The sequence below is a fragment of the Candidatus Beckwithbacteria bacterium genome (genome assembly GCA_026397255.1).
Taxonomy (GTDB): Bacteria; Patescibacteriota; Microgenomatia; order UBA1400; family CG1-02-47-37; genus JAPLVF01.
Genome location: JAPLVF010000005.1, coordinates 15,329 through 40,870, shown reverse-complemented (window position 1 = coordinate 40,870; position 25,542 = coordinate 15,329). Strand labels below are relative to the sequence as shown.

The window sequence follows — 25,542 nt, the reverse complement described above, 5'->3', positions numbered from 1 at the left end:
AAAATATGAAATCGATCGGTTATATTACTCAGATAATTTCCGTTGTTGTTGATGTTCATTTTGCCGGCCGTTTGCCTAAAATTTACCACGCCCTGGAAGTTAAAAAAACCGATGGGAGTCAGTTAGTCTTGGAAGTTCAGCAGCAGATCGGCAATGATCAGGTTCGCACCATCGCCATGGGTTCCACTGATGGCTTAAGCCGCAACTTGGAGGTCATCGACACCGGTAAACAGATCAGTGTTCCGGCCGGTTCTAAAGCCCTTGGCCGGCTTTTTAATGTCTTGGGTGAAACCATCGATAACGGTCCGAAAATTACCGACACCGTCCTGACCCAGATTCATAAAAACCCACCCAAGTTCACTGATATTGAACCCAATCCCCAAATGCTGGAAACCGGAATTAAGGTAATTGATTTAATTTGTCCTTTTGCTAAGGGCGGCAAGGTGGCCGCTTTTGGCGGCGCCGGTGTTGGTAAAACCGTCATTATTCAGGAATTGATCAGAAACATTGCTGAAGAGCATTCCGGTCACTCTGTTTTTGCCGGCGTCGGCGAAAGAACCCGGGAAGGCAATGATTTGTATAGCGAAATGAAAGAATCAGGGGTATTAAAAAACACGGTGATGATTTTTGGTCAGATGAATGAACCACCCGGCGCCCGTTTACGCGTCGCTTTAACCGCTTTGACTTTTGCCGAATATTTCCGCGATGAAAAAAGTGAAGATGTCTTGTTATTTATTGACAATATCTTTCGTTTTTCCCAAGCCGGCAGCGAAGTTTCTGCTCTCTTAGGCCGGATTCCTTCCGCCGTCGGTTATCAGCCGACTTTAGCTTCGGAGATGGCCGCTCTGCAGGAAAGAATTACTTCCACCAAACGAGGCTCAATTACTTCCTTTCAGGCCGTTTACGTCCCCGCTGATGACTACACTGATCCGGCTCCGGTGACCACCTTTAGCCATCTTGATTCCAGTATTTCTCTTGAGCGGTCTTTATCTGAACAGGCCCTTTATCCGGCCGTCGACCCCTTATCTTCTGCTTCTAAAATTTTAACTCCCCAAGCCGTTGGCGAGGAACATTACCGGGTGGCCCGCAGCGTTCAAAAAGTCCTCCAGCGTTACAAAGACCTGCAGGATATTATTGCCATTCTGGGTATCGACGAACTTTCCGACGAAGATAAGCTAACCGTATCCCGGGCCAGAAAAATTCAGCGTTTTCTAACCCAGCCATTCTTTGTGGCCGAGCAGTTTTCCGGCATTCCCGGTCGTTATGTTAAGATTGACGAAACCATCCGCGGTTTTAAAGAAATTTTGGCAGGCAAGTACGACAGCCTGCCGGAACAGGCCTTTTACATGATTGGGACGATTGATGAAGCCGTGGCTAATGCCAAAAAACTTTAATCTTTTATGGCCTTAAAAAAACTGCATCTGGAAATTATTACTCAGGAAAAAAGAATCTTAAATGATGAGGTTGATTTAATTCTTGCTCCCGGTTATGACGGCCAAATCGGCATTCTTCCCGGCCACATTGGTTTATTAACCAAACTTCAAGCCGGCGAACTATATATATTTAAAGGCCCGTCTATGAATATGTTAGCCGTCTCTGGCGGCCTGCTAGATGTTCATGATGACCAAGTCAGTGTCATGGCTGACTCCGCTGTCAGAGCGGAGGAGATTGATATTGCTCAGGTCGAAGCCGCTAAAAGAAAAGCCGAAGAAGCTTTAAGGGAAAAACTATCCCACGAACAGTTTGTTTTGGCCGAGTCCGACTTAAGAAAAGCGGTTTTAGAATTAAAAGTCGCTCAAAAACGTCATCACTACCGTGCCCCGGTTCAGGAATAAATTATGGAGTTTTTATTAGCTCCGGATATTCAAACCAAAGTTAAACAATTGGTGAAAAAACTTTCTCTTGATTATCTGGATGTAAATTCAATCGTTTGCTTTCGCAGTCACGGTTCTTCCAGCCGCGCCCGGGCCAGAATCTGGGCTTTTCCTAGGATTTGGCAGATCGCCCTACGCTTAAAGCCACACTATTGTATTGAAATCTTAGCCGAGAAATTTGATCATTTATCAGCCAATGATCAGCTAAAAGTATTGATTCATGAATTACTGCACATTCCTAAAAACTTTTCCGGCAGTTTAATCCCGCACGGGACAAAACGATCACATTTTGTTAATAATAGAAGTGTAGAAAGGTTGTGGCATGATTACTGTCATTCACGGTGATAATACTGTCCAAAGCCGGCAATTTTTAAATGATTCTGCCAAAGATTTTGTCCGCTTGGAGGCGGCTGATTTAACGCCCGAATCTTTAACTCAAATTTTGGAATCGTCTTCCCTGTTCGGATCTGATCGGGGAGTAGTTATCAATCATTTACCTAAAGATAATTTTTTGACAATTTTATCTAAAAATATTAAGCAAAACGTTTTTATTTGGGAGAAAAAATCTTTGTCGGCCGTCACTTGTAAAAAATTGATTCAGTTGGGATTTGTTTTAAAAGAATTCAGACTGCCAAAAATTGTTTTTCAGTTTTTAAACTCTCTTACTCTTAAAGATTTTCACGCCACTATCAAGACAGAGCCGGTGGAGCTGGTGTTTTACCTTTTACACCGCCGGATTGCTCAATTAATTCAAAGAAACCCTGACACTAAATGGCTCAAACTCCACCGCCGGCTGCTGGAAATCGATTGGTCAATTAAATCCGGCCAAACTGACTTAAGTTTAACCGCTCAGCTTGACCTTTTGTTAGCCGGTCTTTAGAATAATTAAATGACCCTCGACCCGTCTATTTTTAAAGATTACGATATTCGGGCGCTAGTTCCCTCACAACTAGATGAAGCCGGGATCAAACGAATCGCTCAAGCAATCACCGCTTATTTTAAACCTAAATCAGTCCAGATTGGCCGGGACATGCGCTTAACTTCCCCTCAACTACACCAGGCTTTTATCAATGGATTTTTAGAGCTGGGCGTTAATGTGGTTGACTTAGGATTGATTGCCACGGACATGCTTTATTATGCCAGTGCGACCTGCTCTGAAGATTTGGCAATTACCATCAGCGCTTCCCATAATCCGCCGGAATATAACGGCCTGAAAATTGTCAAACAAGGCGCCATTGCCGTTAGCGGCGACAGCGGTATTTATCAAATCCGGGATTTAGCCGTCTCTGAGCAGGATTTAATTATTAAAAATATTAAACCGGGCACCTTAACCCAAAGGAATATTTTGTCCGGCTGGGTTGACCACGTTCTAAAATTTGTTGGTCTTGGTAAAATGAAGCCGTTTAAAGTGGTCGTTGATGCCGGTAACGGTATGGCGGGCTACTTTATGCCGGCTTTTAGCAAAAAATTACCCTGGCAGGTCACCGAAATTTACTATGATTTGGATGGTAGTTTTCCGCACCACATTCCCAGCCCCAGTGAGGAAAAAAACATGCAAACTACCATTACTAAAGTTAAAGAAGTTGGGGCGGATGTCGGCATGGCTTTTGACGGTGATGGTGACCGGGTGGTTCTGGTTGACGAAACCGGCCGGATTTTATCCGGGACAATTATGTCTGCCATTATTGCTGAAAATTTACTCCAAAAAAGTCCTAAAGACACCGTGCTTTATAACGCCATTGTCGGCCGGGTAGTACCGGAAATTATTAAAAAATATCAGGGAAAAGCTATCCGTGTTCGGGTCGGCCACACTCTCATTAAAGAAGCGATGCGTCAGTACAACGGCCTATTCTGCGGTGAACACTCTGGCCATTATTATTTCCGGGACAACTTTTTTGCTGATTCCGCTATTATTGCCGCCTTACTGGTCCTGGAACTAATCTCCCAAAAAAATATCCCTCTCTCTCAATTAGTCAAACAATACGACCAGTATCCCGCTTCCGGAGAGATTAATTTTATGGTCACCGACAAACAAGCGGTTTTAAAACAATTGGAACTTCATTATCAGCCTTTGGCTAAATCAATAGACTGGCTGGACGGTGTTACTTTTTGGTTTGATTCCTGGTGGGCCAATATTCGCGCCTCCAACACCGAATCGCTGTTACGGCTTAATTTAGAGGCGGATAATCAAACAATTCTATCGCAAAAAACCGCTGAATTAGTTAAATTTATTGAAAGTAATGGAGGTAAAAGAAAATTATGAACCTTGATCCTTTAAATGTTTTCGGATCCCTTAAATTTTTTCCCGAGCAGTGTTTTGAGGCTTGGCAGGAAAGTTCCAAAATTAAATTCCCCCCAAAATACCAAAGCGTTAAAAATATAGTTGTTTGCGGCATGGGTGGTTCCCGCTTTACCCCTAAAACTGTCAAAGAGCTTTTCCGTGACCGGATTACTCTGCCTTATGAAATTGTGGAGGATTATACTTTACCCGCTTACGCTAATGCTGATACTTTGGTAATTTTATCTTCTTATTCCGGTACCACTGAAGAAGTTATTAGCTGCGCTCAGGAGGCTGTAAAAAAAAGCGCCCAGATTATTCAAATCAGCAGCCGAAAAATAATTGACGTTCCCGGCTATATTTTTAATCCCCAAAAATTTAACCCTTGCGGCCAACCGCGCATCGGCGCTGGTTACTTGTTATTTGGCCACATGGGTTTATTGCATTCTTTGGGGTTGTTAAAGATTGATGAGGCAGAGATTATGGCCGCCATTAATTTTATCCGTCAACAAGCCGATCGATTAGTCAGTCAAGCCCAAAAATTAGCCCCGCTTTTAAAAGACAGGCATCCATTTATCATTACTGCCGAATTCTTAAAAGGTTTTGGTAATGGCTTTGCCAATCAAATTAACGAAAATGCCAAAATGATTTCTGACTATCGGTATATTTCCGAACTAAATCATCATTTAATGGAAGGGCTGAAATATCCGGCCAGTCTTAAAAAAACCGCCCTATTTATCTTTATTAATTCAAAATTTTATACTCCTAGGATTCAGAAACGTTTTGCTTTAACTCAGGATGTCGTTAAGCAACAGTCAATTGCTACTGCCTCAATTAATCTGACCGGCCCGTCAAAATTGACTCAGGTCTTGGAAGCCTTTACTTTATCCGGTTTTGCCACCTACTACTTGTCTCAGCTTTATGGAATTAATCCGGCCTCGATCCCTTGGGTTGACTACTTCAAGAAACAATTAGAGAAGTAGAGAACTAATCCGACCTACAGGTTCTCTCCCTGTAGGTCGATCTTCAATCATCCTCAAGAATAATGTTTTTAGTAAAGAAACTATCCCTCTCATCAATTTCTTCCACGAAGCTTTTATAATCTTTGCCGATAAAATCCAGCGGTTTTACCCAAACCTGATTTATTAGTCCTAAATAATTCGTATAGCTGGAGTATTTATAGCCTACAGGTTCTCTCCTTGTAAGACCTATAGGGTTGCGATGAATATACTTTGATAAATATAATAACTGATTTTCACTAGTGATTTCCACCGCCTTATAAGGTCCTTGAAATAATGAACCGACGCGCTTATATTTCTTATTAAAATACATTGAGTATTTTGTTCCTAAAGATTTCATAAAAAAATTTATTGTCTGCGGATCCTTTTGAAAGACTAGTAGGTGAAAATGATTGGGCATTAGGCAATAACAAATCAAATTTATTTGACCAGCGTAATTTCTTAGTTTCCTTGATGGGGGAATTTTAGTTAAGGCAGCTTCTTTATCAGGAAAACTCAAGTAAAGTTTTAAGTAATAAAGAAAGGTTTTATAGTCCTGATTATCCAAAAAAATTGCGGTTTTAGCTACTCCGCGATTATACAGATGGTAATAAGCATTCCTCTCATACTCTTTTATTACATTTTTGGCGGGCACATATTTTAGTATACACCTACAGGTTCTCTCCCTGCAGGTGTAGAAAAAAAATATCTTTTCTGCTATCCTTGATTAATGTCCAAAGACCTGCCATTTGTTGTTTCGTTTCACGAAGTCTGTAAAGAAGATGTTGCTATTGTCGGCGGTAAGGGGGCCAACCTAGGTGAATTAACCCAAGCTGGTTTTTCTGTCCCGCCTGGTTTTATCGTGACGGCCGCGGCTTACTTTCATGTTTTGAAAATAAATAAATTGGTTCCAAAAATTAAAGCGATTTTGGCTGACCACGATCTTAAAAATATTAAATCTTTAAACTCAGTTTCTGCCCAAATCAAAAAATTAATTCTTAATTCTCCCATTCCTGAAGAAATTTCTCTGCCGATAATCAAAAAATATTTAAGCCTGGGCCATGGTTTTTCTCAAAGCCTCGTTGCCGTCCGGTCCTCGGCCACTGCCGAAGACTTACCTGATGCTTCTTTTGCCGGTCAACAGGAAACCTTTTTAAACATTAAAGGTGAAGCCAATGTTGTTCAGAACGTCCGTCGCTGTTGGGCCTCTTTATTTGAACCCAGAGCGATTTTCTACCGCGAAGAAAAAGGTTATGGTCATTTTAATGTCGGCGTGGCTGTTCCGGTTCAAAAAATGGTCGAGAGTAAGATTTCTGGCATTATGTTCACCGTTAACCCGATTAGTAACGACAAAAATCAAATTGTTATCGAGGCTATTTGGGGGTTGGGGGAACAGATAGTTCAGGGAATCTACACCCCCGACCATTATTTAGTGCAAAAACTTTCCTGGAAAATTTTACAAAAACAAGTCAATCCGCAAACCAAACAGTTAATTTTAGTTAACAACAAAAATCAGGAAGTAAAAATTAATAAGAAAAATATTTCTCGGCCAAAACTAACTGATCAGCAAATCATTACTCTGGCTAAGCTCGGTCATAAAATCCAGCAGCACTACTTCTTTCCTCAGGATGTTGAGTGGGCTTTTGAAAAAAATAAATGTTATCTTGTTCAGTCCCGCCCGATCACCACCATTCAGGAAGAACTTGTCTCCAAAAATTCCCCTACCATTACCGGAAAATTAATCTTGAAAGGTGAGTCTGCTAGTCCAGGGATTGTTTCCGGCTTTGTTAGAATTCTGTCCTCCGCCCGGGAAATTAATCAACTTAAACCCCAGGAAATTTTGGTTACTGACATGACTACACCGGACTTTGTCCCGGCCATGAAAAAAGCCGCCGCCATTGTTACAAACAAAGGCGGTCAAACTTCCCATGCGGCTATAGTTTCGAGGGAGCTAGGTATTCCTTGTATCGTTGGTACCGGTACTGCCACTAAAATTTTGACTTCTGGAAAAGTCATTACTGTCAATGGTATAACCGGCCAAATTTTCTCCGGCGGCCATCTAACTCCTTCTAAAATTAAATTGGCTTCACCTAAAAAACCACTTGCTCCTAATCCGAAAAAATTTGTGGCTGACTTTTTTCCTACCGCTACCAAGGTTTATGTTAACCTCGGCGAACCGGATTTAGCTGCCGCTACCGCTCAGAAAAATGTCGACGGCGTTGGCTTACTTCGGGCGGAATTTATGATTGCCCAAATCGGCATCCATCCTAAAAAATTAATCGCTGACGGCAAAACAGATAAATTTATTTCCAGTTTAGTCGATGGTTTAACTAAATTTGCCAAAGCTTTTTATCCCCGTCCCGTAGTTTATCGGGCCACTGATTTTAAAACTAACGAGTATTCTAATTTGATTGGCGGCAAAGCCTACGAACCGACAGAATTTAACCCCATGATCGGCTACCGGGGAGCTTTTCGTTATATCCATGATCAAAAGGTTTTTGATCTGGAATTAAAAGCTTTAACAATAGCCCGTAATCACCACGACTTTAAAAACCTTTGGTTAATGATTCCTTTCGTTCGTACAGTTCAAGAGCTTATCTCCGTCAAAAAAATTGTCAGTGCTCACGGTCTAGTCCGTTCCCCCTCCTTCCAACTGTGGATGATGGCAGAAATTCCCAGCAATGTCATTTTATTGGAAGATTTTCTTGACGTCGGTCTTGACGGCATTTCCATTGGCTCCAACGATCTCACCATGCTGACTTTAGGCGTTGATCGGGATAACAGCGAAGTTGCCTCTGAGTATGATGAACTCAATCCGGCCGTATTAAAATCTCTGGAAAAAATTATCACCACCTGTAAAACCAATCGGGTTAGCTGTTCAATTTGCGGCCAAGCGCCGTCAATTTACCCGGACTTAACCGAAAAGTTAGTCAAATGGGGGATTACCAGCGTTTCTGTTTCTCCGGATATGATTGATCAAACCCGTAATCTTATTTATCAGGCTGAAAAGAAATTAATCCATGGCTAAAATCATTAGCGTTAAAGCCTCGGAAATTCTTGATTCCCGAGGTAATCCAACTATTCAAACCTGTATCAAACTGGATACCGGGCAACTCGGTACTGCCAGCATTCCTTCCGGAGCTTCTGTCAGCAAATATGAAGCCCTTGAGTTAAGGGATAATGATTTATCGCGTTTTTCTGGTTTGGGCGTTTTAAAAGCCGTGGCCAATGTCAATATAATTATTGCTCCCAAAATTATCGGTCTTGACCCCAGTTATCAAACCAAAATTGATCAACTTTTAATTGAACTTGACGGTACCACCAATAAAAGCCGGTTGGGAGGCAATGCTTTACTTTCCGTCTCGATTGCTTGCCTCAAGGCCGCTGCTGCCGCTTACAATCTGCCTGTTTATCTTTATTTATCTCAAAAGTACGGCTTAGTTAAAGATTTTAAACATTTGCCGACTCCGACTTTTAATATTATTAATGGCGGCGCTCATGGTGCCGGCAACCTTGATTTCCAGGAATTCCATATAATTCCCTCTAACCGTTTTGCCTATCACGAAGCCTTGCAAATTGGCATCGACATTTACAAAAATCTCAAAAAAGTCTTGATTCAGCGTCAGGCGATTCACAGTGTTGGCGATGAAGGTGGCTATGCTCCCAACTTATTTACCAATCTTGATGCCTTACAGGTCATTCTGGAAGCCATTAAGCTGACGCCTTATAAATTTACTCAGGATGTTTTTTTAGGTCTGGATGTTTCCGCTGGCTATTTTTTTCACAATAATCACTATCAGATTAAAGATCGGGCTCAGTCTTTTAATCGCCTCGAATTAATTACTTATTATCTTGAACTTAACCGCGAGTATCGTTTATTCTTCTTGGAAGATGCCCTGTTTCAGGATGACTGGGAAGGTTGGACTAAATTAACTGAAGAGTTAGGGGAAACAACTCTTATAGTTGGAGATGATTTATTAACTACCAATAAAGAACGGGTTAAAAAAGCCATTAATTTAAAGGCTTGTAACGCCATCTTAGTTAAACCCAACCAAATCGGTACCGTTTCCGAAACAGTTGAGGTGGTGAAATATTGCCGGGAAAATCAATGGAAAATTATTGTCTCCCATCGTTCCGGAGAAACTAATGATACCTTTATTGCCGACCTGGCTGTTGGTTTAGGTGCCGACTACACTAAGTTTGGCGCTCCTTCCCGCGGGGAAAGAATTGCTAAATATAATCGTTTACTGGAAATTGCCAATGAACAATTATAACCCGGTGGTTTTAATAATCATGGACGGTTGGGGGATTGCTCCGCCTAGTCCAGGCAATGCCATTACCCAAGCCCAAATTCCTTATTTCAATAAACTTCTTCATGCCTATCCATCAACTCAGTTAATTGCCTCAGGGGAGGCCGTCGGTTTACCTCATGGAGATGACGGTAATACCGAAGTTGGCCATATCAATTTGGGCGCCGGACAAATCGTTTTTCAGGACCTGCCTCGGATTAATACCGCCATTGCCGACGGCAGTTTTTTCCAGAATGAAACGCTTTTAAAAACAATTACTTATGCCAAGACTAACCATAGTTATCTTCATCTGTTAGGCTTAGTTGGCTCCGGCGGGGTTCACGCCAATAACGAACACTTGTTTGCTTTGATTAAATTAGCTAAATTGCAGAATATCTCCAAGCTTTCTCTGCATCTTTTTACCGACGGCCGGGACTCTCCGCCAACTACCTCACAAATTTACCTCGCTCAAATTGAACAGCACTTGAAAGAAATGGGGATTGGCAAAATTGCTTCCGTCACCGGCCGCTATTATGCCATGGACCGTGATTTTCGCTGGGACAGGACAGAAAAAGCCTATTTGTGCTTAACCGAAGGCGTTGGTAAAAAAGTCCTCACTCCTTCTCAGGCAGTCGAAAACTCCTATGCTAGTGGTAAAAGCGATGAATTTATCGAGCCAACGATTATTACTGATGGGAGCGGGACACCACTATCTTTAATCAAGGACAACGACGCCGTTATTTTTTATAATTTTCGGGTTGACCGGCCGCGTCAGCTCACTAAAGCTTTTGTTTTACCGGATTTTGAGGCAAAAGCCAACGAACTGGCATTTGATCCCCTGTCCGATAAATACCTTCATAGCCACTTACCGCAAAAAGCCTCAGTTTCTCCGCCGTTTAAGCGCCATCTGTTTTTAAAGAATCTATTTTTCTCGACTATGACTGAATATCAATCAGGTTTACCCGTTCAGGTGGCCTTCAAACCAATGCATGTAGATCTACCGCTCTCCCGCATCTTAAGCGAAGCTAATTTAACCCAGCTTAAGATTGCCGAGACGGAAAAAGAAAGATTCGTGACTTACTATTTCAACGGCCTAAGGGAACAACCGTTTAGCGGCGAAGATTGGGAAATTACTCCTTCTCCTAAGATCGCCACTTATGATTTACAACCGGAAATGTCCACACCCAAATTAACGCAAATTCTTAATAACAAATTAAAAGAAAAACAATACTCGTTTATCGCAATTAACCTTGCTTGCCCGGATATGGTCGCCCACACCGGCAGCCTGGCCGCCACCATCAAAGCCTGTGAAGCCGTCGATTTATTTTTAAGTCAAACTATTCCCACTATTTTATCCTTAAATGGTACCGCCTTAATTACCGCCGACCACGGTAATGCTGAAGAATTAATTAATCTGCAAACCGGCGCTGTCGACACCGAACATTCTGCCAATCCTGTCCCGTTTATCGCTGTCAGCAATAATTGGCCAGTTCAGACGAGTAGCACTGGTCTAGGAATTTTGGCTGACGTGGCGCCGACTGTTTTAAAAATATTACATCTGCCTAAACCTGAATCAATGACCGGCAAGACCTTACTATGAATCTATTTTCTCCTCGATCAATCGCGGTTGTCGGCGCTTCTCCTAATAAATCCAAACTCGGTTACCAAATTTTTTCTAAATTATTGAATTATTCTCGTCCGGTTTACCCGGTTAATCCCAAATACAAGCACGTGCTTAACCGTCCTTGCTTTGCTTCAGTTACAGCCATTCCTGATTCTGTTGATCAAGTCGTCATCGTCATTCCCGCCGCTTTTATTCCACTAGTAATCTCAAACTGTCTTAATAAAAAAGTTAATTCCGTGATTATTATTTCTTCCGGATTTTCGGAAATCGGCCCTGCAGGTTCTCTCCTTGAAGGCGAAATTAAGGCGAAAATAGCCAACTCTTCCCTGGAAGTTTTAGGCCCGAACTGCCTGGGTTATGCCCATCCTCAGGCAGGTTTAGACCTGACCTTTGCTAAAACCGCCCCGCCGGCTGGAAACATCAGTTTAGTGACTCAATCCGGCGCTATTGGTTCCTTCTTATTTGATTGGGCTAAAACCGAGCATCTGGGTTTTTCCAAATTCGCGAGTTTAGGCAACCGGATTGGCATCACCGAAAATGGCCTGCTTTCCTACCTATCAACTGATAAAAACACTAAAGTTATCGGTTTATATCTTGAGTCTTTTGCCGACCCAGCGGAATTTTTAAAAATTGCCAGCCGGGTTAGCCGGATTAAACCCATTGTGGTTATTTTCGGCGGCCTGACCACCAAAGGCAAAGTCGCCGCTCAAAGTCACACTGCCGCTCTCAGTCCTGATCGCAAAATTGTTAACACTTTGCTTGAACAGGCCGGTTGTTTGCAGGTAGATACTCTGGAAGAATTTGCCGATCTCTTGGAAATTTTCTCTCTTGAGCCGCCTTTAACCGATAACGACTTAGCAATTGTCACTAATGCCGGTGGGCCGGGGATTTTGGCCACTGACAGTGCCAGTCAGTTTAACTTAGATGTTATTCAACCCTTAGATGTTTTCGGCGACGCCCTCACTGATCGTTTTGTGGCCGCTTTTAATCAAGTCATTAAGGATCATATTAAAGATGCTTTTTTAATTATCTTGACACCTCAGGCTGGCACACAGCTGGAGTTAACCTGCCAGACTGTGGTCGATAAATTTAAACATGTTAAAAAACCGGTGGTCGTTTCTCTTTTAGGCGGCCGGATTAATGATGCCGCCAAGGAAATTCTTCGTCAGAATAAAATTGCCACCATTGATTTTCCCCAATCCGCCGTCAAATATTTAAGCCTGTTATTTTCTTATTGGCATCATCGGAATCATCGTCCGCTTTACCCTGTCCGCTCTTTCAAAACAGTTAACCGCCAAAAAATCTCTCTCCCTTCAGGCCAGCTTTCTTGGCACCAGATCAGCCAATTAGCCAAAATCTATTATTTGCCTCTTATCAAAACGGTTTCGGCAAAACCTGATAATTTAATTTACTTAACTCAAGAGTTGGGTTTTCCGATTGTTTTAAAAACTGATTCATCCGCGGGCTATCACCGCACTGAAAATAAAGCTATTTATCTTAATTTAAAATCTTTAACCGCCGTTAAAACTGCTTTCAAAAAAATAAGTCACACCTTTACCGGCATTTTAGCCCAGCCGCAGATTAGTGAAGGTCATGAACTATTTATCGGAATGAATCGCCAACCCGGCTACCCGGCCTTGCTGACTTTTGGTTCCGGCGGTATTTATACCGAGCTTTACCAGGATATTGTTCGGACATTTTTACCCACTAACCAAACCATTATTCTTAATTTGATCAAGCAAACCAAACTTGGCCAGATTTTACTGGGCGCTCGGGGATTACCCCCTATTGACTTAAAACCAGTGATTAAATTAATTCTAAATCTTTCCCAATTAGTGTCCGATTATCCCCAAATTCAAACTATCGATATCAACCCGGCCATTATCAGCCCCCATCATCTGGACATCGTCGATATCAAAATCACCACTTCACCTTTAACTTTGCCCTGATTCAATTTTTTGATAAGTTCTTCTGGTTTTCCTCTGATCACTCCTTCAAATTTTTTGGTCAATTCGCGGCAGATAACCACCTGGCTTTCCGGCATTAATTTCTGTAGCAATTCCAAAGTCTTAATTATCCGAAAAGGAGACTCGTACAAAATTACTGTCTGAGTTTGAATTTTTAAAATCTCGACAACATTATTTAATAATCTTTCTTTCTTCCCTGATTTCTTGGGTAAAAAACCTAAAAACATAAATTTATCGGTTGGCAAACCGCTTACCACCAAGGCCGCCAATAGGGCCGACGCCCCGGGGATTGGAATTACCTGAATATTCTCCTTCACACACGCTCTGACCAGCTTAAATCCGGGGTCAGAGAGTAGGGGAGTCCCGGCATTTGTCACCAGTCCGACATTTTTCCCCTCTCTCAACCACCCAATTATTTGAGGGATTTTCTGTTCTTCCACCGGCTCATAAAAACTAATTAACATCGGCGATTTTTTAATATGATAAAAATCGAGCAATAGTTTGGTTTTCCGGGTATCTTCGCACAAAAGATAATTGACCTGATCTAAAACTTCAATGGCTCTTAAAGTAATATCCTGCCGGTTGCCTATCGGCGTTGACACAATGTAAAGCGCACTCATATGGTAAAATGATTCTATCATGACAGGCTTTAACTGGAAAATTACTGGAGCAGCGGGGGAAGGCATTAAGGTCGCCGGTTTAATCTTTGCCCAGGCAGCTTTTAAGACAGGTTATTACGTTCACGCATACACCGAATACCCTTCGCTTATTCGCGGCGGCTTAAACACTTTTCAGGTTTTGGCCTCAACCGAACCTGTTTACAGTCCCCAATCAAAGTTTGACCTTGAGATTTCCTTAAAAGACCAATCTTTGGTCCAACCAAAAAATATCTTTGCCTTAGGTTTATCTTGTGCCAAATTAGGCTTAAGTTTAGAAATTTTAGATGACGTCATTAAAGCCGCTTTTGCCAAAAAACCTTCAGAAGTAATCGCCTTAAATTTGCGGGCGGCTGAAACAGGCTATAAATCCTGCCAAAAACCAATTAAACCCCTTAAACTGCCTCCTTTAAAAAACCAAATCTTAGTCAACGGCAACGAAGCTCTGGCTTTAGGCGCTGTTAACGGCGGCCTGAAATTTTATAGCGCTTATCCGATGACCCCGGTCACTTCTATCCTGCATTTTTTAGCTGCCAAAGCCGACGAATTTAAAATTATCGTCCACCATGCCGAAGATGAAATCGGCGTCATTAATATGGCCATCGGCACCTCTTATGCCGGTGTTCGGTCAATGGTCGCTACCTCCGGTGGCGGTTTTTCTCTCATGACCGAAGGTTTGAGCTTAAGCGGTATTACTGAAACCCCGGTGGTTATCGTTTTAGGCATGCGTCCCGGTCCGGCTACTGGCATGCCGACTTGGAGCGGGCAAGGCGATCTTTTATTTGCCATCAATGCCGGTCAAGATGAGTTTCCCCGAATTGTCTTAGCTCCCGGCGACTGTGAAGAAGCTTTCTTATTAACCAGTTTGGCCCAAAATTTAACCGAAAAATATCGCCTACCCGTAATTATTTTAACCGATAAAAATTTAGGGGAGTCTTATTACACCACCCCTGCTTTCCCAGTTAAAAAAAACATTACTCGCTACCCCCATCAACCGGCTTTATTAACCAATAGTTATGAGCATGACGATTCCGGCTTTTCCACTGAAGAATCAAGTGAGAGAACCAAACAGGTTAATCGCCGGATGAAAAAAATCGATACTATTTTGCTTAGTTCTGATCTGATTGCGCCTCAACTATTTGGCCCGAAAAAAGCCAAAACCACTCTGATTTCCTGGGGTTCTAATAAGGGGCCGATTCTAGCCGCTCTGAAAGATTTACCTGACGTTAATTTTCTTCACTTTTCTTGGGTTTGGCCGTTTCCCAAAAACGCTTTCCTTAAATTAATTGATAAAACTAGACACTTGATTTGTCTTGAATCTAACTCCACTGCCCAATTAGCAAAACTGATTGCCCAGGAAACCGGCATAATCATTAAAGATAAAATCCTTAAATATGACGGCCGGCCATTTTACCCAGAAGAAATTATTGCAAAATTGAAAACCTGCCTTGCCGTCAGGCAGGTTGAAAATTGAAAATTATGACATCAAACTTACAAAGAACAACCAAAGTTACGCCAACGTGGTGTCCGGGTTGCGGCAATTACGCCATTTTTGGCGCTATTAAGACTGCCCTTGACGAACTTAATCTCACTTTAAACGACGCTGTTTTTACTTATGACGTCGGTTGTTCCGGTAATATGGCAGACTTTCTTAACGTTAAGGGATTCCACGGCCTGCACGGCCGGGCGATTCCCGTGGCTGCCGGTATTAAACTAGCCAATTATGATTTGAAGGTTTTTTCCGTCATCGGCGACGGTGGTTGTTTTGGTGAAGGTATCGGCCATTTTATCGAAGCCTGCCGTGCCAACCATGATTTGGTGGTCATCAGCCACGATAATTTTCTGTACAGCCTCACCACCGGTCAAAAATCTCCCACCACCCCTCAGGGCACTGTTACCCCGAGCACCCCCCGAGGGGCGATCGAGGCCGCTTTTAACCCTATTGCTAACGCTTTAGTCAATCACGCCACCTTTGTTGGCCGCGGCTTTGCTGGCAACATCTCTCATTTGACTAAACTTTTGGTTGCTGCCACTAAACATATTGGCTTCAGCTTTGTTGATGTGCTTCAACCCTGCCCAACTTTTAATAAAACCCGCCCCTACAGCTGGTATCGTGAGCATATCTACGATTTACATAAAACCAAGCACGACCCGGCTGATTTTAATTCAGCCTTGGCAAAAAGCTTGGAAACGGCCAAACTACCAATTGGGATTTTTTATGAAACAAACAAACCGGCATTTCATCAACATTTTCCTATATTAAAACACCAAACTTTAGTTTCCCTTTATGATTGAATCCCTGATTGGTTTCTTAGGTAATTTTGCCATGGGAATTATTAATCACCTTGGTTATTTAGGCATTTCTTTGGCGATGGCTATCGAGTCAGCCAACATTCCCTTACCTTCGGAAATTATTATGCCCTTCTCCGGCTTTTTGGTCGCCTCCGGCCGCTTTACTTTTTTAGGAACGGTTATCGCCGGCAGCTTGGGCGGCACTCTCGGCTCTTTGCTGTCATACTCTCTTGGATATTATGGCGGCGAGAAATTTGTCCGCCGGCTGATTAAAAAATACGGTAAATTTCTGCTGATTTTTGAATACGAACTGGATGAGGCTGAACATTGGTTTAACCAACACGGTCAATTAGTTACCTTTACCAGCCGGCTTTTACCGGTCGTCCGCACTTTTATCTCTTTACCGGCCGGCATGAGCCGGATGAATGTTAAAAAATTTGCTTTCTTTGCCTTCTTAGGCACATTTATTTGGAGTCTCCCCTTAACTTATCTGGGAAAGGTTTTAGGTCAAAATTGGCATTCTTTAGGCCAATATTTTCACAAGTTTGACGTTGTTATTTTTGCCTTGGGAGTTTTTGCCGTCGCTTTCTATGTCTACCACAAATTAAGCAAGAACAAACGCTACCGTTCAAAAATCAGTTAGCCTGGTTAAACCGCCTGATCACCCCCACAACCTTACCCTGAATCCGGACATTAGTGGCATAAATCGGGCTCATCGTCGAATTAGCCGGCTCTAATCTGATCCTGGTCGCTTCTTTGAAAAATCTTTTCAGCGTCGCCAAACCGTTTTCCAAAAGTGCAACCACGATTTCCCCGTTTTTCGCTTCCTGCTCTTCTTCAATCACCACATAGTCACCGTCCAAAATTCCCTCATCCACCATCGAATCGCCCCTGACTTGCAACACAAACGAGCGCTTTTTACCAGAAACCATGGTCGGTGCCACGCTGTAAGAAGCATTCGGATCTGTGTAGGGTTCAATTGGCTTGCCGGCGGCGATATAGCCTAAAATCGGCAAGCTTAGCCCCGCCCCAACATTATTATATCTGGGGTCAATAATCTCCAAACCTCTAACAGAACCTTCGTATTTTTTCAAAATTCCTTTTCTGGCTAAAGTGGCAATATGTTCATGGACCGTTGCCAGAGAAGATAAATTCATTGAATCGGCAATTTCTTGGAGAGTCGGGGAGTGACCGTGGCCTTGAATGTACTGAGCAATAAAATCAACCAATTGTTTTTGGCGTTTATAAAGGGTTACCGGCATAATTATGTTTGGTTTAACTTTGTTTTATCTTTGTTTCATCTTAGCCCGAACAAAAACCGCATGTCAAGCCCCATGTTACAATAGATAAATGTTTAAACGTCTTTTTACTGTTTTATTGTTCTTTCTTTTATCTAAACCTGTTTTTGCCCAAACCGAATTTTTAACTGACTACATTGTTAATTACACCGTTAAGCCCGACGGCCTGACCCATGCCGAATTGAACATTACTTTAACCAACCAGCTTTCCAATATTTACGCTAAAGAGTTTACTTTAACCATCGGCTCGACTGAATTGTCCAATATCCTCGTCACTGATAATAACGATGAGTTATTTCAACCTCAAGTCATCACCGGTACAAAAACCACCAATATTACTGTTTCTTTCCCTCAAAAAGTTTTAGGTAAAGACAAAGCGCAAATTTTTAACCTGAAATTTGACAGTGCTGATTTCAGCCATCGTTTGGGAAATGTTTGGGAAATTTCTATTCCTAAATTTACTAAAACGGATAACCTAAAAACCTACCAGCTAACTTTATCTGTCCCTCTGGCTTTCGGCCCGGTTTCCACGATCACCCCTAATCCTATCAGTGTCACCAATAATGATCAGTTCGTTGTCTATCGTTTTAATCCCGCTGATTTGTTTGAAAAAGGTATTTCCGCTACTTTTGGCCAAATCCAATATTTTAATTTTAATCTCAATTATCACCTGCAAAATAATAATCTCTTTCCGGTCAAAACCGCCATTGCTTTGCCGCCGGATACCGCCTGGCAAACTGTTCTTTATCAAACTCTAGAGCCCCAGCCGGAAAACATTACCGTCGATAGCGACGGCAACTGGCTGGCCAACTATCTATTAACTTCTAAACAAAGCTTGAAAATTATCGCTAGCGGCTCAGCCGAACTTTACCTTGAGCCAAAAAATAGTTTTCTGAGCACTCTCAATAGTTCCGTTAACTATCTTTCCAGCCAAAAATATTGGGAAACCACTAACCCCAGAATTGTCAAACTGGCCCAAGAATTAGTGACCCCTAAAAAAATTTACCAGTATTTAGTTGACAATCTAATTTATGATTACGGCCGAATTTCTGACAACACCACCAGGTTCGGTGCCGCCAACGCCCTGGATAGTCCCACTTCCGCTATTTGTACGGAATTTACTGATCTGTTTGTGGCTTTAACCCGGGCAGCCAATATTCCCAGCCGGGCAATCAATGGCTACGCCTATACTACCAATCCGGGTTTACGGCCATTAAGCCTTAAAGGTGATATCCTTCATGCCTGGTCGGAATATTTTGACCGGGAAAAAAATCTTTGGATCCCCGTTGACCCCACGTGGGGCAATACCACTGGCGGCGTCGATTTTTTTAATCGGACTGATTTAAATCATCTCACTTTTGTTATTTTAGGGAAAGATAGTCAATATCCCATTCCGGCTGGCGGTTATAAAACCAATCCTGATCAAACCAAAGATGTTTCCGTGGAATTCGGTTCGCCCTTGACTCATCAACCTGAGACTTCTTTACAGATTCGTCTTCCACATAATGCTTTGGCCGGTACCCCTATCAGGGGAGAAATTATCTTAACCAATACGGGAAATATTGCTCTTTATAACCAAACCGTTAAGCTCACCACTAACCGCCTTAAGCCGACTGTCGATTTTTGGGAAATTCCCGCCCTGCCGCCGCAATCTCACTTCACGATCCCTTTCGAACTGCCTGCTTCCTCCTGGACACAAAATTTTGTGTTAAATTTAGAGGCCGCTTCACAATTTTCCTCAATTAAACACAGTCTGACCATTAAACCGATTTACTCTCTCTCTTTTATTAATAAAACTTTTTTACTCTGGATATCCGGGCTGATCTTCCTCATCGCAATTTTTTTGCTTCTCAAAAAGATTATAATAAAACCAAAGATATGAAACATTTTCTTCGTCAAAGTTTATTGACCGCTTTTAGCCTCTTTATTGTAGCTAAGTTTTATCCTGGCCTTAATATTCCTAAAGATTTATTAAATCTGATTTGGGCCGGTTTTATCATTAGCCTTTTAAACCAACTGGTTAAACCAGTTATTAAACTCTTACTCCTGCCGATTAATTTACTGACCTTAGGTTTATTTAGCTGGCTCGCCAATGTTCTTGTCCTGCTGATTGCCACCAAAATTATTCCCGACTTGACCGTGACCGCTTTTACCTTCTTCTCTATCTCTTATGCTGGTTTTATCACCCCTACCTTATTTATTAATCCTTTTGTCTCTCTTATTCTGGCCTCCTTTTTCTTAAGTCTGGTATTTAATTTTTTAAACAAATTTTTAATTGAGGAGTAATTTATGTCCTGGCTGATTATTTTACAAATTATTATCAGCTTGCTTTTAATTGGCTTAATCTTATTACAAGCTAAAGGTACGGGTTTAAGCAGCACTTTTGGCGGACAATCACAAGCCTATCATTCCAAAAGAGGCATGGAAAAGACTGTGTTCTTAACCACCATAGTTTTAGCTGTCGCTTTTGTCATCGTTTCGCTTTTTAATTTCCATTTATGATTTTGACGCGCTCTTTCCGCAAGCCTTTTTGGTTGGTAAAATCATTTTTTTTTAAACACAAAAAATTGATTGGCTATGCCGCCCTTTTAGGCGCCTGTCTAGTTTTATTTACTAAAAATCTTTTGCCGCTAATTTTACCCAAATTCAAGCCTCAAATCAGAATCGGCCAAGTCAGTCAATATACTTTTAACAATCTGCCGCCGGCAATTACCCAGGTAATCAGCCGGGGCTTGACTAAAATTGATATTTCCGGGCTGCCTCAACCCGATTTAGCCTTAAAATGGGAAATAAATAGCGATGAAACGGTCTACAAAATTTTTCTGAAACCGAATAATTTTTGGTCAGATGGAACAGAAATTAAAACCAAAGACCTTGCTTTTGATATTCCGGATATTGAATTTAAGGCAATCGACGATTATACCCTGGAGTTTAAACTTAAAGAACCGTATTCTCCGTTTTTAACAGTTCTTTCCCGCCCTTTATTTAAGAATCAGACTGTCGGTGCCGGCCAATATATTATTAAATCAGTCCATTTTTCCGGTCCTTATTTAAAGTCGCTGGAATTAACCGGATCTACACAAAACCTAATTTATAAATTTTATCCTTCTCAGGAGTCAGCCTGGTTGGGATTTAGATTAGGGGAAATCGATCGCTTGGAAAATTTATTGATTAACCCTTTAGACAAAACTTGGCAGTCAAAGGTTAAATTAACCAAAAAAATTAATAACCAGCAGTACGTTGCCTTAATTTTTAATTTGTCCAATCCGATTTTCGGACAGAAAAACCTCCGCCAGGCACTAGCCTATGCCTTAGAAAATAAATCCGCCTCTGCTGACAGTCGGGCCTTATCGCCGATTAGCCCGGATTCCTGGGCCTATAATTCTAAAGTCAAACCATATGATTTTAGCCCAGTGCAAGCCCAGGACCTGTACTCTAAATTTTCTCAGGATGCCTCAATTTCCGGACAGCTAAAAATTACTCTGGGCACCAGTCAATCATTTCTAGATCTGGCGGAATCGATTGCCGCCTCCTGGGAAAAAGTTTTGCATATCCAAACTGAAATTAAAATTGTTTCCAGTATTGAACCTGATTTCCAGGTTTTACTGATTACCCAGGAAATCCCGCCCGACCCGGACCAACATACCTTGTGGCATTCCACTCAAGACACGAATGTGACTCATTATTCTGATTTAAAAATCGATAAACTTCTGGAAGACGGCCGCAAAATCTCTGACTTAACTAAAAGAAAAGAAATTTACCAGGATTTCCAGCGGTTTTTAGTGGAAGACTTGCCGGCTATTTTTCTGGAGCACCCGACGGTTTATACTATTAGTCGTTAGCTCCCGTAGCTCAACGGATAGAGCGTTCGTCTTCGGAACGAAAAATGCGTGTTCAATTCACGCCGGGAGCACTTATTTATGTCAACACTTTCCCGTCTTGACCAAATTAAATCAATTCTGGCGGACCTAAACCAGCCGGCTTTTCGTTTACAGCAGATTTTAACGGCAATTTATCAGGAAAACATTCTTGATTACCAAAAAATGTCCAATCTCCCTCTTATCTTAAGAAATACACTTAAGGCCAAACTCGGCACTGTTTTATTTTTAAAAAAAATTAAACAATCAGAGGGAGCAATCGCCAAAAAAATACTGTTGGAAACCAGGGATGGCGCCCAAATCGAGTCCGTCATGACTAAAAAAGACCCTTTTGTCTGCGTTTCCTCCGAGTCCGGCTGCAACTTGGGCTGCCGCTTTTGCTCCACCGGAACAATGGGCTTGCGGAAAAAACTTACCGCCGATGAAATTACCGACCAGGTTTTGTATTTTAAAGTTTATGATCAATTCCAGGGCCACCTTACTTTTATGGGCATGGGTGAGCCTCTTATGAACCCCGATAACGTTTTTGCCGCTATCCGTATTTTTACCGACAAAAATTGCTTTGGCTATAGCGACCGAAAAATCAGCCTTTCCACTGTCGGCATTATCCCGGAAATTAAGCGTTTCACCAAACTGTTTCCCCAAATTAATCTGGCTTTTTCTCTGCATTCTCCTTTTGATAATCAACGATCCGAATTAATGCCGGTTAATAAACTTTACCCTCTAAAGCAAGTCATGTCTGTCTTAACCGAGCACTTAAAACTTACCAAAAGAAAAATCTTTATTGCTTACTTATTACTTAATAACGTTAACGATTCTCCCGAACACTCTCAGGCCTTAGTTAAATTAATTAAATCTCAGGGCCGCTTAAATTACCTTTATCACGTTAACTTAATTCAATTTCATACTTATAAAGAGCGTTTTGAATTTCAGCGGTCTTCCCCGGAAAAACTCCGAGCTTTCGGGCAAATTTTAACAGCCAATCATGTCGATTTTACTGTCCGTAAATCTTTCGGTGAAGACATTCAGGCCGCCTGCGGCCAACTCTGTCTGGGGAAATAACACCTTAGATATGTTAAAATGGCTTTACCCTAAGTAAAATGGGCTCCGCCTTGATCCGCCAACCGGCGGAGAAAGGCCAGCCCTGAGCGTAGCGAAGGGCCGGTAGCTCAGTCGGTAGAGCAATTGCCTCTTAAGCAATTTGTCCCGGGTTCGAGTCCCGGCCGGCTCACAAGAATTATCTACGCTAGTAATTGTTTTAACTCCACAATTAAAATACTTTCATTCGAAAAATTAGCCGAAATTCCTTTTTCATTAAGTTCTAGATCAAATAAAGTTCCGGCCGGTACATATTTGGATAAATCAACGTCCATAGTTTGTTGCGGATTTATCCCCACTTCTCTCTCCACAAGATGAATCCTTTCCGCTTTAATCGGTGATCGGTCAAAAAAAGATAAAACGCAGGTTTTTCTAATTAACTTAACCTCTTTTGATAATTTTTCCAAAACTCCAGAGGTCAATATGGCATCAATATCTGTTGCCGGAATATGAAAGATTCCCAGCTTATTATCACTCCCAATGGCAATATATAAAGGACACTCGCTATGCCTTCTAGAGGTAATTGGCGCGTCTTGCAGATAGTCTACTTTTGTCACACACCAATCTTCTTTAAAAAGTAAAAATAGTGCTTCTTCTTTCATTGATGTATAACCTTCAAGAACCTTCAAGGAACATCCTTGAAGGTGTGAATAATTAGTAAACATCCTCGTTTCAAACCAACAGTACATCTATTACCCAGCATCTCATTGCTCACCCCTCTGCTTTCCCCAACCTGCAGGTTCTCTCCTTGTAGGCACCATTTTAAACCTTGAGTCATTACACCCTGACAATCTCCCAGTAGGGGAATCAGAGAAATTAAATCGTTCTTCTTCCCACTAATCTCTATTTTATTTTTACAATAAAATATTTCTTGGTTTCCCTCAATAATCGATACTTTAATTGGTAATTTTGCTAAAACCATTAAATTACTAATCATGTGGTCCAAGCGTCTACCTAAAAACCCGACCAAAATCACTTCCTCAATCTTCTGTTTTAAACAGTATTCCAGCGCCAGTTCCATATCAGTCATATCTTTATCTCTGGGATATTTTATTATTGGAATATTTTTCGGCACTTTCTTTAATGAGTCTAGGTCGCCGATTATCAAATCAGGCTTTCGGATATATTTTGTTCCGCCGTCCACCCCAATTAATAAATCTGTTTTTTTAATTGCAAGCCAGGAAACATCCGCCAATTCACCGTTAGCAAACACTACTGCCCTTTTGACCATCACTCATTATATAACGGCCTGCCACGTATAAAGTATTCTTTTGTACGTGGTAAAATATAAGGTTATGCCATTTTTACTAAAGTCAGATTTTCAGCCGACCGGAGACCAGCCTCAAGCAATTGATAAGCTGGTCCAAGGAGTCAATAAAGGTAAATCCCACCAAACTTTATTGGGAGTTACCGGTAGTGGCAAAACTTTTACGATTGCCAATGTCATTGTTAAAACTCAAAAACCCACCCTGGTTATTTCTCACAATAAAACTTTGGCCGCTCAGCTTTATCAGGAATTTCGTGACTTTTTTCCCCAAAATGCCGTCAGCTATTTTGTTTCTTATTACGACTACTATCAGCCGGAAGCGTATATCCCGGCCAGCGACACTTATATCGAAAAAGAAACCGACATTAACGATGAAATCGACAAACTCCGTCTTTCGGCTACTGCTAACCTATTAAGCCGCCCGGATGTAATCGTGGTTGCTTCTGTCTCCTGTATTTACAACTTAGGCTCACCGGTAGAATACGGCCGGAAAGTTTTAGAATTAATTGAAGGTCAGTTAATTGACCGTCAAACCTTATTTTCCCGCTTAACCGACCTGCAGTATGAACGCAACGACACGGAAATTAAACGCGGCTGTTTTCAAATTAAGGGGGAATCACTCATTATTTGGCCGGCTTATTCCGATCAAGTAATCCGTCTGATTTTACTGGATAACCAAATTGAATCAATCTCTTTCGTTAAACCATTAACGCTTCAATTAATTAAACAATTAAAGCCTCACCCTTACCGGGCCAATATTTACCCGGCTAAGCATTATTTAACCAATCCCGTCACTCAAACCCAGGCGCTAAAACAAATTAATCTTGATCTGCAAACCAGACTTAAAGAATTTAAGACTCAAGGAAAAATCGTCGAGGGATATCGCTTGGAACAAAAAGTCACCCATGATTTAGAAATGATTAAAGCCTTAGGTTACGTTAATGGCATCGAAAATTATTCCCGTTATTTTGACGGCCGCCGTCCCGGTAACCCGCCCTTTACCCTTCTTGATTACTTTGAGTTTAATACCAGCCGATTCAAAACCAACGGGTTTTTAACAATTATTGATGAATCACACATGACTATCCCTCAGATCAGGGGCATGTATCGTGGAGATCAATCCCGCAAAACCACTTTAATTGATTACGGTTTTCGGCTTCCCTCTGCCCTGGACAACCGGCCGCTTAAATTTCTTGAATTTTTACATCGGGTCCACCAAGTTATCTACACTTCCGCTACTCCAGAGGAATGGGAAATCAGCCAATCTGGAAACCAAGTGGTCGAACAACTTATTCGGCCGACCGGCTTAATCGACCCGGCCATATCGATCAGAAAAACCAACGGCCAAATCGAAGATTTAATTAAAGAAATTTTAAAAAGGGTTAAGAAAAATGAAAGAGTTCTAATCACCACCCTCACCAAAAAAACTGCCGAGGCTTTATCCAATTATTTAAAAGAGAAAAAAATATCAGTCCAATATCTTCACAGCGACGTTAAAACTCTTGACCGCAGCGACATTCTGGAGGCTCTAAGAAAAGGGGATTACGACGCCATTGTCGGCATTAATCTTTTACGGGAAGGCCTGGATCTGCCGGAAGTCAGTTTGGTGGTTATTTTAGACGCCGATAAAGCCGGTTTTCTCAGAAGTAGAGCTTCCTTAATTCAAACTATGGGCCGGGCCTCCCGCAATATTAACGGCCAAGTTTTAATGTACGCCGACTCGATTACTAAATCAATGAAAACCGCTATCAGTGAAATTAACCGCCGCCGGCAGATACAAATAAAATATAATCTCCAACATAAGTTAACCCCCAAATCTATCAGTAAACCAATCCGCCAACAACTGGTCAATCAAATAAAAGCAGCTCTCCCTGAACCAATTCCACTTTCCGGCCTGACCCCTGAAGATAGGGAAAAGTTGGTTCGAGATTTAACCAGAAAAATGAACCAAAGTGCCAAAAACATGGATTTTGAAGTTGCCGCACAAATCAGGGATATTATCAAAAAACTAAAACAATAACTT

At 41.8% G+C, this 25,542-nt stretch carries 24 protein-coding genes and 2 tRNA genes; 21 read left to right on the top strand and 5 right to left on the bottom strand.

The features are described 5' to 3' along the window. The first annotated feature begins 5 nt into the window (after positions 1–5). Genes atpD through NTZ93_00640 form a run of 6 tightly spaced genes read left to right on the top strand, consistent with a single transcriptional unit; the run spans position 6 to position 5,135 of the window. Positions 6–1,394, top strand: a complete 1,389-nt coding sequence (atpD, locus tag NTZ93_00665) for a F0F1 ATP synthase subunit beta (GenBank protein ID MCX6816372.1) — start codon at positions 6–8, stop codon at positions 1,392–1,394. Positions 1,395–1,400: 6 nt separating this feature from the next. After that, positions 1,401–1,835 carry an ATP synthase F1 subunit epsilon gene (gene atpC / locus NTZ93_00660; GenBank protein MCX6816371.1) on the top strand — a complete coding sequence of 145 codons (435 nt, stop codon included), beginning with the start codon at positions 1,401–1,403 and terminating at the stop codon, positions 1,833–1,835. 3 nt (positions 1,836–1,838) lie between these two features. Further along, the gene (locus NTZ93_00655; protein MCX6816370.1) at positions 1,839–2,219 is read left to right on the top strand and encodes a putative metallopeptidase; all 381 of its coding nucleotides are present in this window, start codon (positions 1,839–1,841) and stop codon (positions 2,217–2,219) included. Further along, positions 2,197–2,754, top strand: coding sequence for a hypothetical protein (locus tag NTZ93_00650; GenBank protein ID MCX6816369.1), 558 nt, complete (start codon positions 2,197–2,199; stop codon positions 2,752–2,754). Before NTZ93_00655 ends, NTZ93_00650 begins: the two co-directional genes overlap by 23 nt. A 9-nt stretch (positions 2,755–2,763) precedes the next feature. Then, entirely contained in the window at positions 2,764–4,137 is a 1,374-nt protein-coding gene (locus NTZ93_00645) for a phosphomannomutase/phosphoglucomutase (GenBank protein ID MCX6816368.1), read from the top strand. Beyond that, positions 4,134–5,135 (top strand): SIS domain-containing protein, encoded by a 1,002-nt coding sequence (locus NTZ93_00640; GenBank protein ID MCX6816367.1) that lies wholly within the window; start codon positions 4,134–4,136, stop codon positions 5,133–5,135. The genes NTZ93_00645 and NTZ93_00640 overlap by 4 nt, the downstream gene beginning before the upstream one ends. A 43-nt stretch (positions 5,136–5,178) precedes the next feature. Here NTZ93_00640 and NTZ93_00635 read toward each other — a convergent pair whose 3' ends face one another. Beyond that, the gene (locus NTZ93_00635; protein MCX6816366.1) at positions 5,179–5,805 is read right to left on the bottom strand and encodes a transposase; all 627 of its coding nucleotides are present in this window, start codon (positions 5,803–5,805) and stop codon (positions 5,179–5,181) included. Positions 5,806–5,880: 75 nt separating this feature from the next. On the opposite strand from NTZ93_00635, the gene ppsA reads away from it, so the two are divergent. The 4 genes from ppsA to NTZ93_00615 are packed head-to-tail and all read left to right on the top strand — an operon-like array spanning position 5,881 to position 13,012. Then, positions 5,881–8,178 carry a phosphoenolpyruvate synthase gene (gene ppsA / locus NTZ93_00630; GenBank protein ID MCX6816365.1) on the top strand — a complete coding sequence of 766 codons (2,298 nt, stop codon included), beginning with the start codon at positions 5,881–5,883 and terminating at the stop codon, positions 8,176–8,178. After that, positions 8,171–9,424, top strand: a complete 1,254-nt coding sequence (gene eno / locus NTZ93_00625; protein MCX6816364.1) for a phosphopyruvate hydratase — start codon at positions 8,171–8,173, stop codon at positions 9,422–9,424. The genes ppsA and eno overlap by 8 nt, the downstream gene beginning before the upstream one ends. Continuing rightward, positions 9,411–11,039 carry a 2,3-bisphosphoglycerate-independent phosphoglycerate mutase gene (gene gpmI, locus NTZ93_00620; protein ID MCX6816363.1) on the top strand — a complete coding sequence of 543 codons (1,629 nt, stop codon included), beginning with the start codon at positions 9,411–9,413 and terminating at the stop codon, positions 11,037–11,039. Before eno ends, gpmI begins: the two co-directional genes overlap by 14 nt. Further along, positions 11,036–13,012, top strand: a complete 1,977-nt coding sequence (locus tag NTZ93_00615; protein ID MCX6816362.1) for an acetate--CoA ligase family protein — start codon at positions 11,036–11,038, stop codon at positions 13,010–13,012. Before gpmI ends, NTZ93_00615 begins: the two co-directional genes overlap by 4 nt. Here the strand turns inward: NTZ93_00615 and rsmI are convergent. Beyond that, entirely contained in the window at positions 12,958–13,650 is a 693-nt protein-coding gene (gene rsmI, locus NTZ93_00610) for a 16S rRNA (cytidine(1402)-2'-O)-methyltransferase (GenBank protein MCX6816361.1), read from the bottom strand. The genes NTZ93_00615 and rsmI overlap by 55 nt on opposite strands. Positions 13,651–13,669: 19 nt before the next feature. Between rsmI and NTZ93_00605 the strand changes: the two genes are divergently transcribed. From NTZ93_00605 to NTZ93_00595, 3 genes are read left to right on the top strand one after another with little or no spacing between them, the layout of a single operon-like run. Next, positions 13,670–15,160 carry a 2-oxoacid:acceptor oxidoreductase subunit alpha gene (locus tag NTZ93_00605; GenBank protein ID MCX6816360.1) on the top strand — a complete coding sequence of 497 codons (1,491 nt, stop codon included), beginning with the start codon at positions 13,670–13,672 and terminating at the stop codon, positions 15,158–15,160. A gap of 5 nt (positions 15,161–15,165) precedes the next feature. Next, positions 15,166–15,981, top strand: a complete 816-nt coding sequence (locus tag NTZ93_00600; protein ID MCX6816359.1) for a thiamine pyrophosphate-dependent enzyme — start codon at positions 15,166–15,168, stop codon at positions 15,979–15,981. Beyond that, positions 15,974–16,621, top strand: coding sequence for a DedA family protein (locus tag NTZ93_00595; protein ID MCX6816358.1), 648 nt, complete (start codon positions 15,974–15,976; stop codon positions 16,619–16,621). The genes NTZ93_00600 and NTZ93_00595 overlap by 8 nt, the downstream gene beginning before the upstream one ends. Here NTZ93_00595 and lexA read toward each other — a convergent pair. Continuing rightward, entirely contained in the window at positions 16,614–17,240 is a 627-nt protein-coding gene (gene lexA / locus NTZ93_00590) for a transcriptional repressor LexA (protein MCX6816357.1), read from the bottom strand. The genes NTZ93_00595 and lexA overlap by 8 nt on opposite strands. Before the next feature lie 88 nt (positions 17,241–17,328). Here lexA and NTZ93_00585 point away from each other — a divergent pair, with 88 nt between their 5' ends. The 7 genes from NTZ93_00585 to NTZ93_00555 all read left to right on the top strand — a co-directional run bounded on the left by NTZ93_00585 (position 17,329) and on the right by NTZ93_00555 (position 22,385). Further along, the gene (locus NTZ93_00585) at positions 17,329–19,158 is read left to right on the top strand and encodes a transglutaminase-like domain-containing protein (protein ID MCX6816356.1); all 1,830 of its coding nucleotides are present in this window, start codon (positions 17,329–17,331) and stop codon (positions 19,156–19,158) included. Then, positions 19,155–19,562 carry a phage holin family protein gene (locus tag NTZ93_00580; GenBank protein ID MCX6816355.1) on the top strand — a complete coding sequence of 136 codons (408 nt, stop codon included), beginning with the start codon at positions 19,155–19,157 and terminating at the stop codon, positions 19,560–19,562. Before NTZ93_00585 ends, NTZ93_00580 begins: the two co-directional genes overlap by 4 nt. Positions 19,563–19,565: 3 nt before the next feature. Beyond that, positions 19,566–19,778, top strand: coding sequence for a preprotein translocase subunit SecG (gene secG / locus NTZ93_00575; GenBank protein MCX6816354.1), 213 nt, complete (start codon positions 19,566–19,568; stop codon positions 19,776–19,778). Further along, entirely contained in the window at positions 19,775–21,118 is a 1,344-nt protein-coding gene (locus NTZ93_00570; GenBank protein ID MCX6816353.1) for an ABC transporter substrate-binding protein, read from the top strand. Before secG ends, NTZ93_00570 begins: the two co-directional genes overlap by 4 nt. Further along, positions 21,118–21,189 (top strand) — tRNA-Arg (locus NTZ93_00565). Before NTZ93_00570 ends, NTZ93_00565 begins: the two co-directional genes overlap by 1 nt. A gap of 7 nt (positions 21,190–21,196) precedes the next feature. Further along, positions 21,197–22,216, top strand: coding sequence for a radical SAM protein (locus NTZ93_00560; GenBank protein MCX6816352.1), 1,020 nt, complete (start codon positions 21,197–21,199; stop codon positions 22,214–22,216). 96 nt (positions 22,217–22,312) lie between these two features. After that, a tRNA-Lys gene (locus NTZ93_00555) sits at positions 22,313–22,385 on the top strand. A 10-nt stretch (positions 22,386–22,395) separates the two neighbouring features. On the opposite strand, the gene NTZ93_00550 is transcribed toward NTZ93_00555, so the two are convergent. After that, entirely contained in the window at positions 22,396–22,854 is a 459-nt protein-coding gene (locus NTZ93_00550) for a hypothetical protein (GenBank protein ID MCX6816351.1), read from the bottom strand. A gap of 23 nt (positions 22,855–22,877) precedes the next feature. Next, complete coding sequence (locus NTZ93_00545) at positions 22,878–23,483, bottom strand: thiamine diphosphokinase (GenBank protein MCX6816350.1); 606 nt, start codon at positions 23,481–23,483, stop codon at positions 22,878–22,880. Positions 23,484–23,547: 64 nt separating this feature from the next. On the opposite strand from NTZ93_00545, the gene uvrB reads away from it, so the two are divergent. After that, on the top strand, positions 23,548–25,539 hold the full coding sequence (gene uvrB / locus NTZ93_00540; protein MCX6816349.1) for an excinuclease ABC subunit UvrB: 1,992 nt from the start codon (positions 23,548–23,550) through the stop codon (positions 25,537–25,539). Positions 25,540–25,542: the final 3 nt, after the last annotated feature.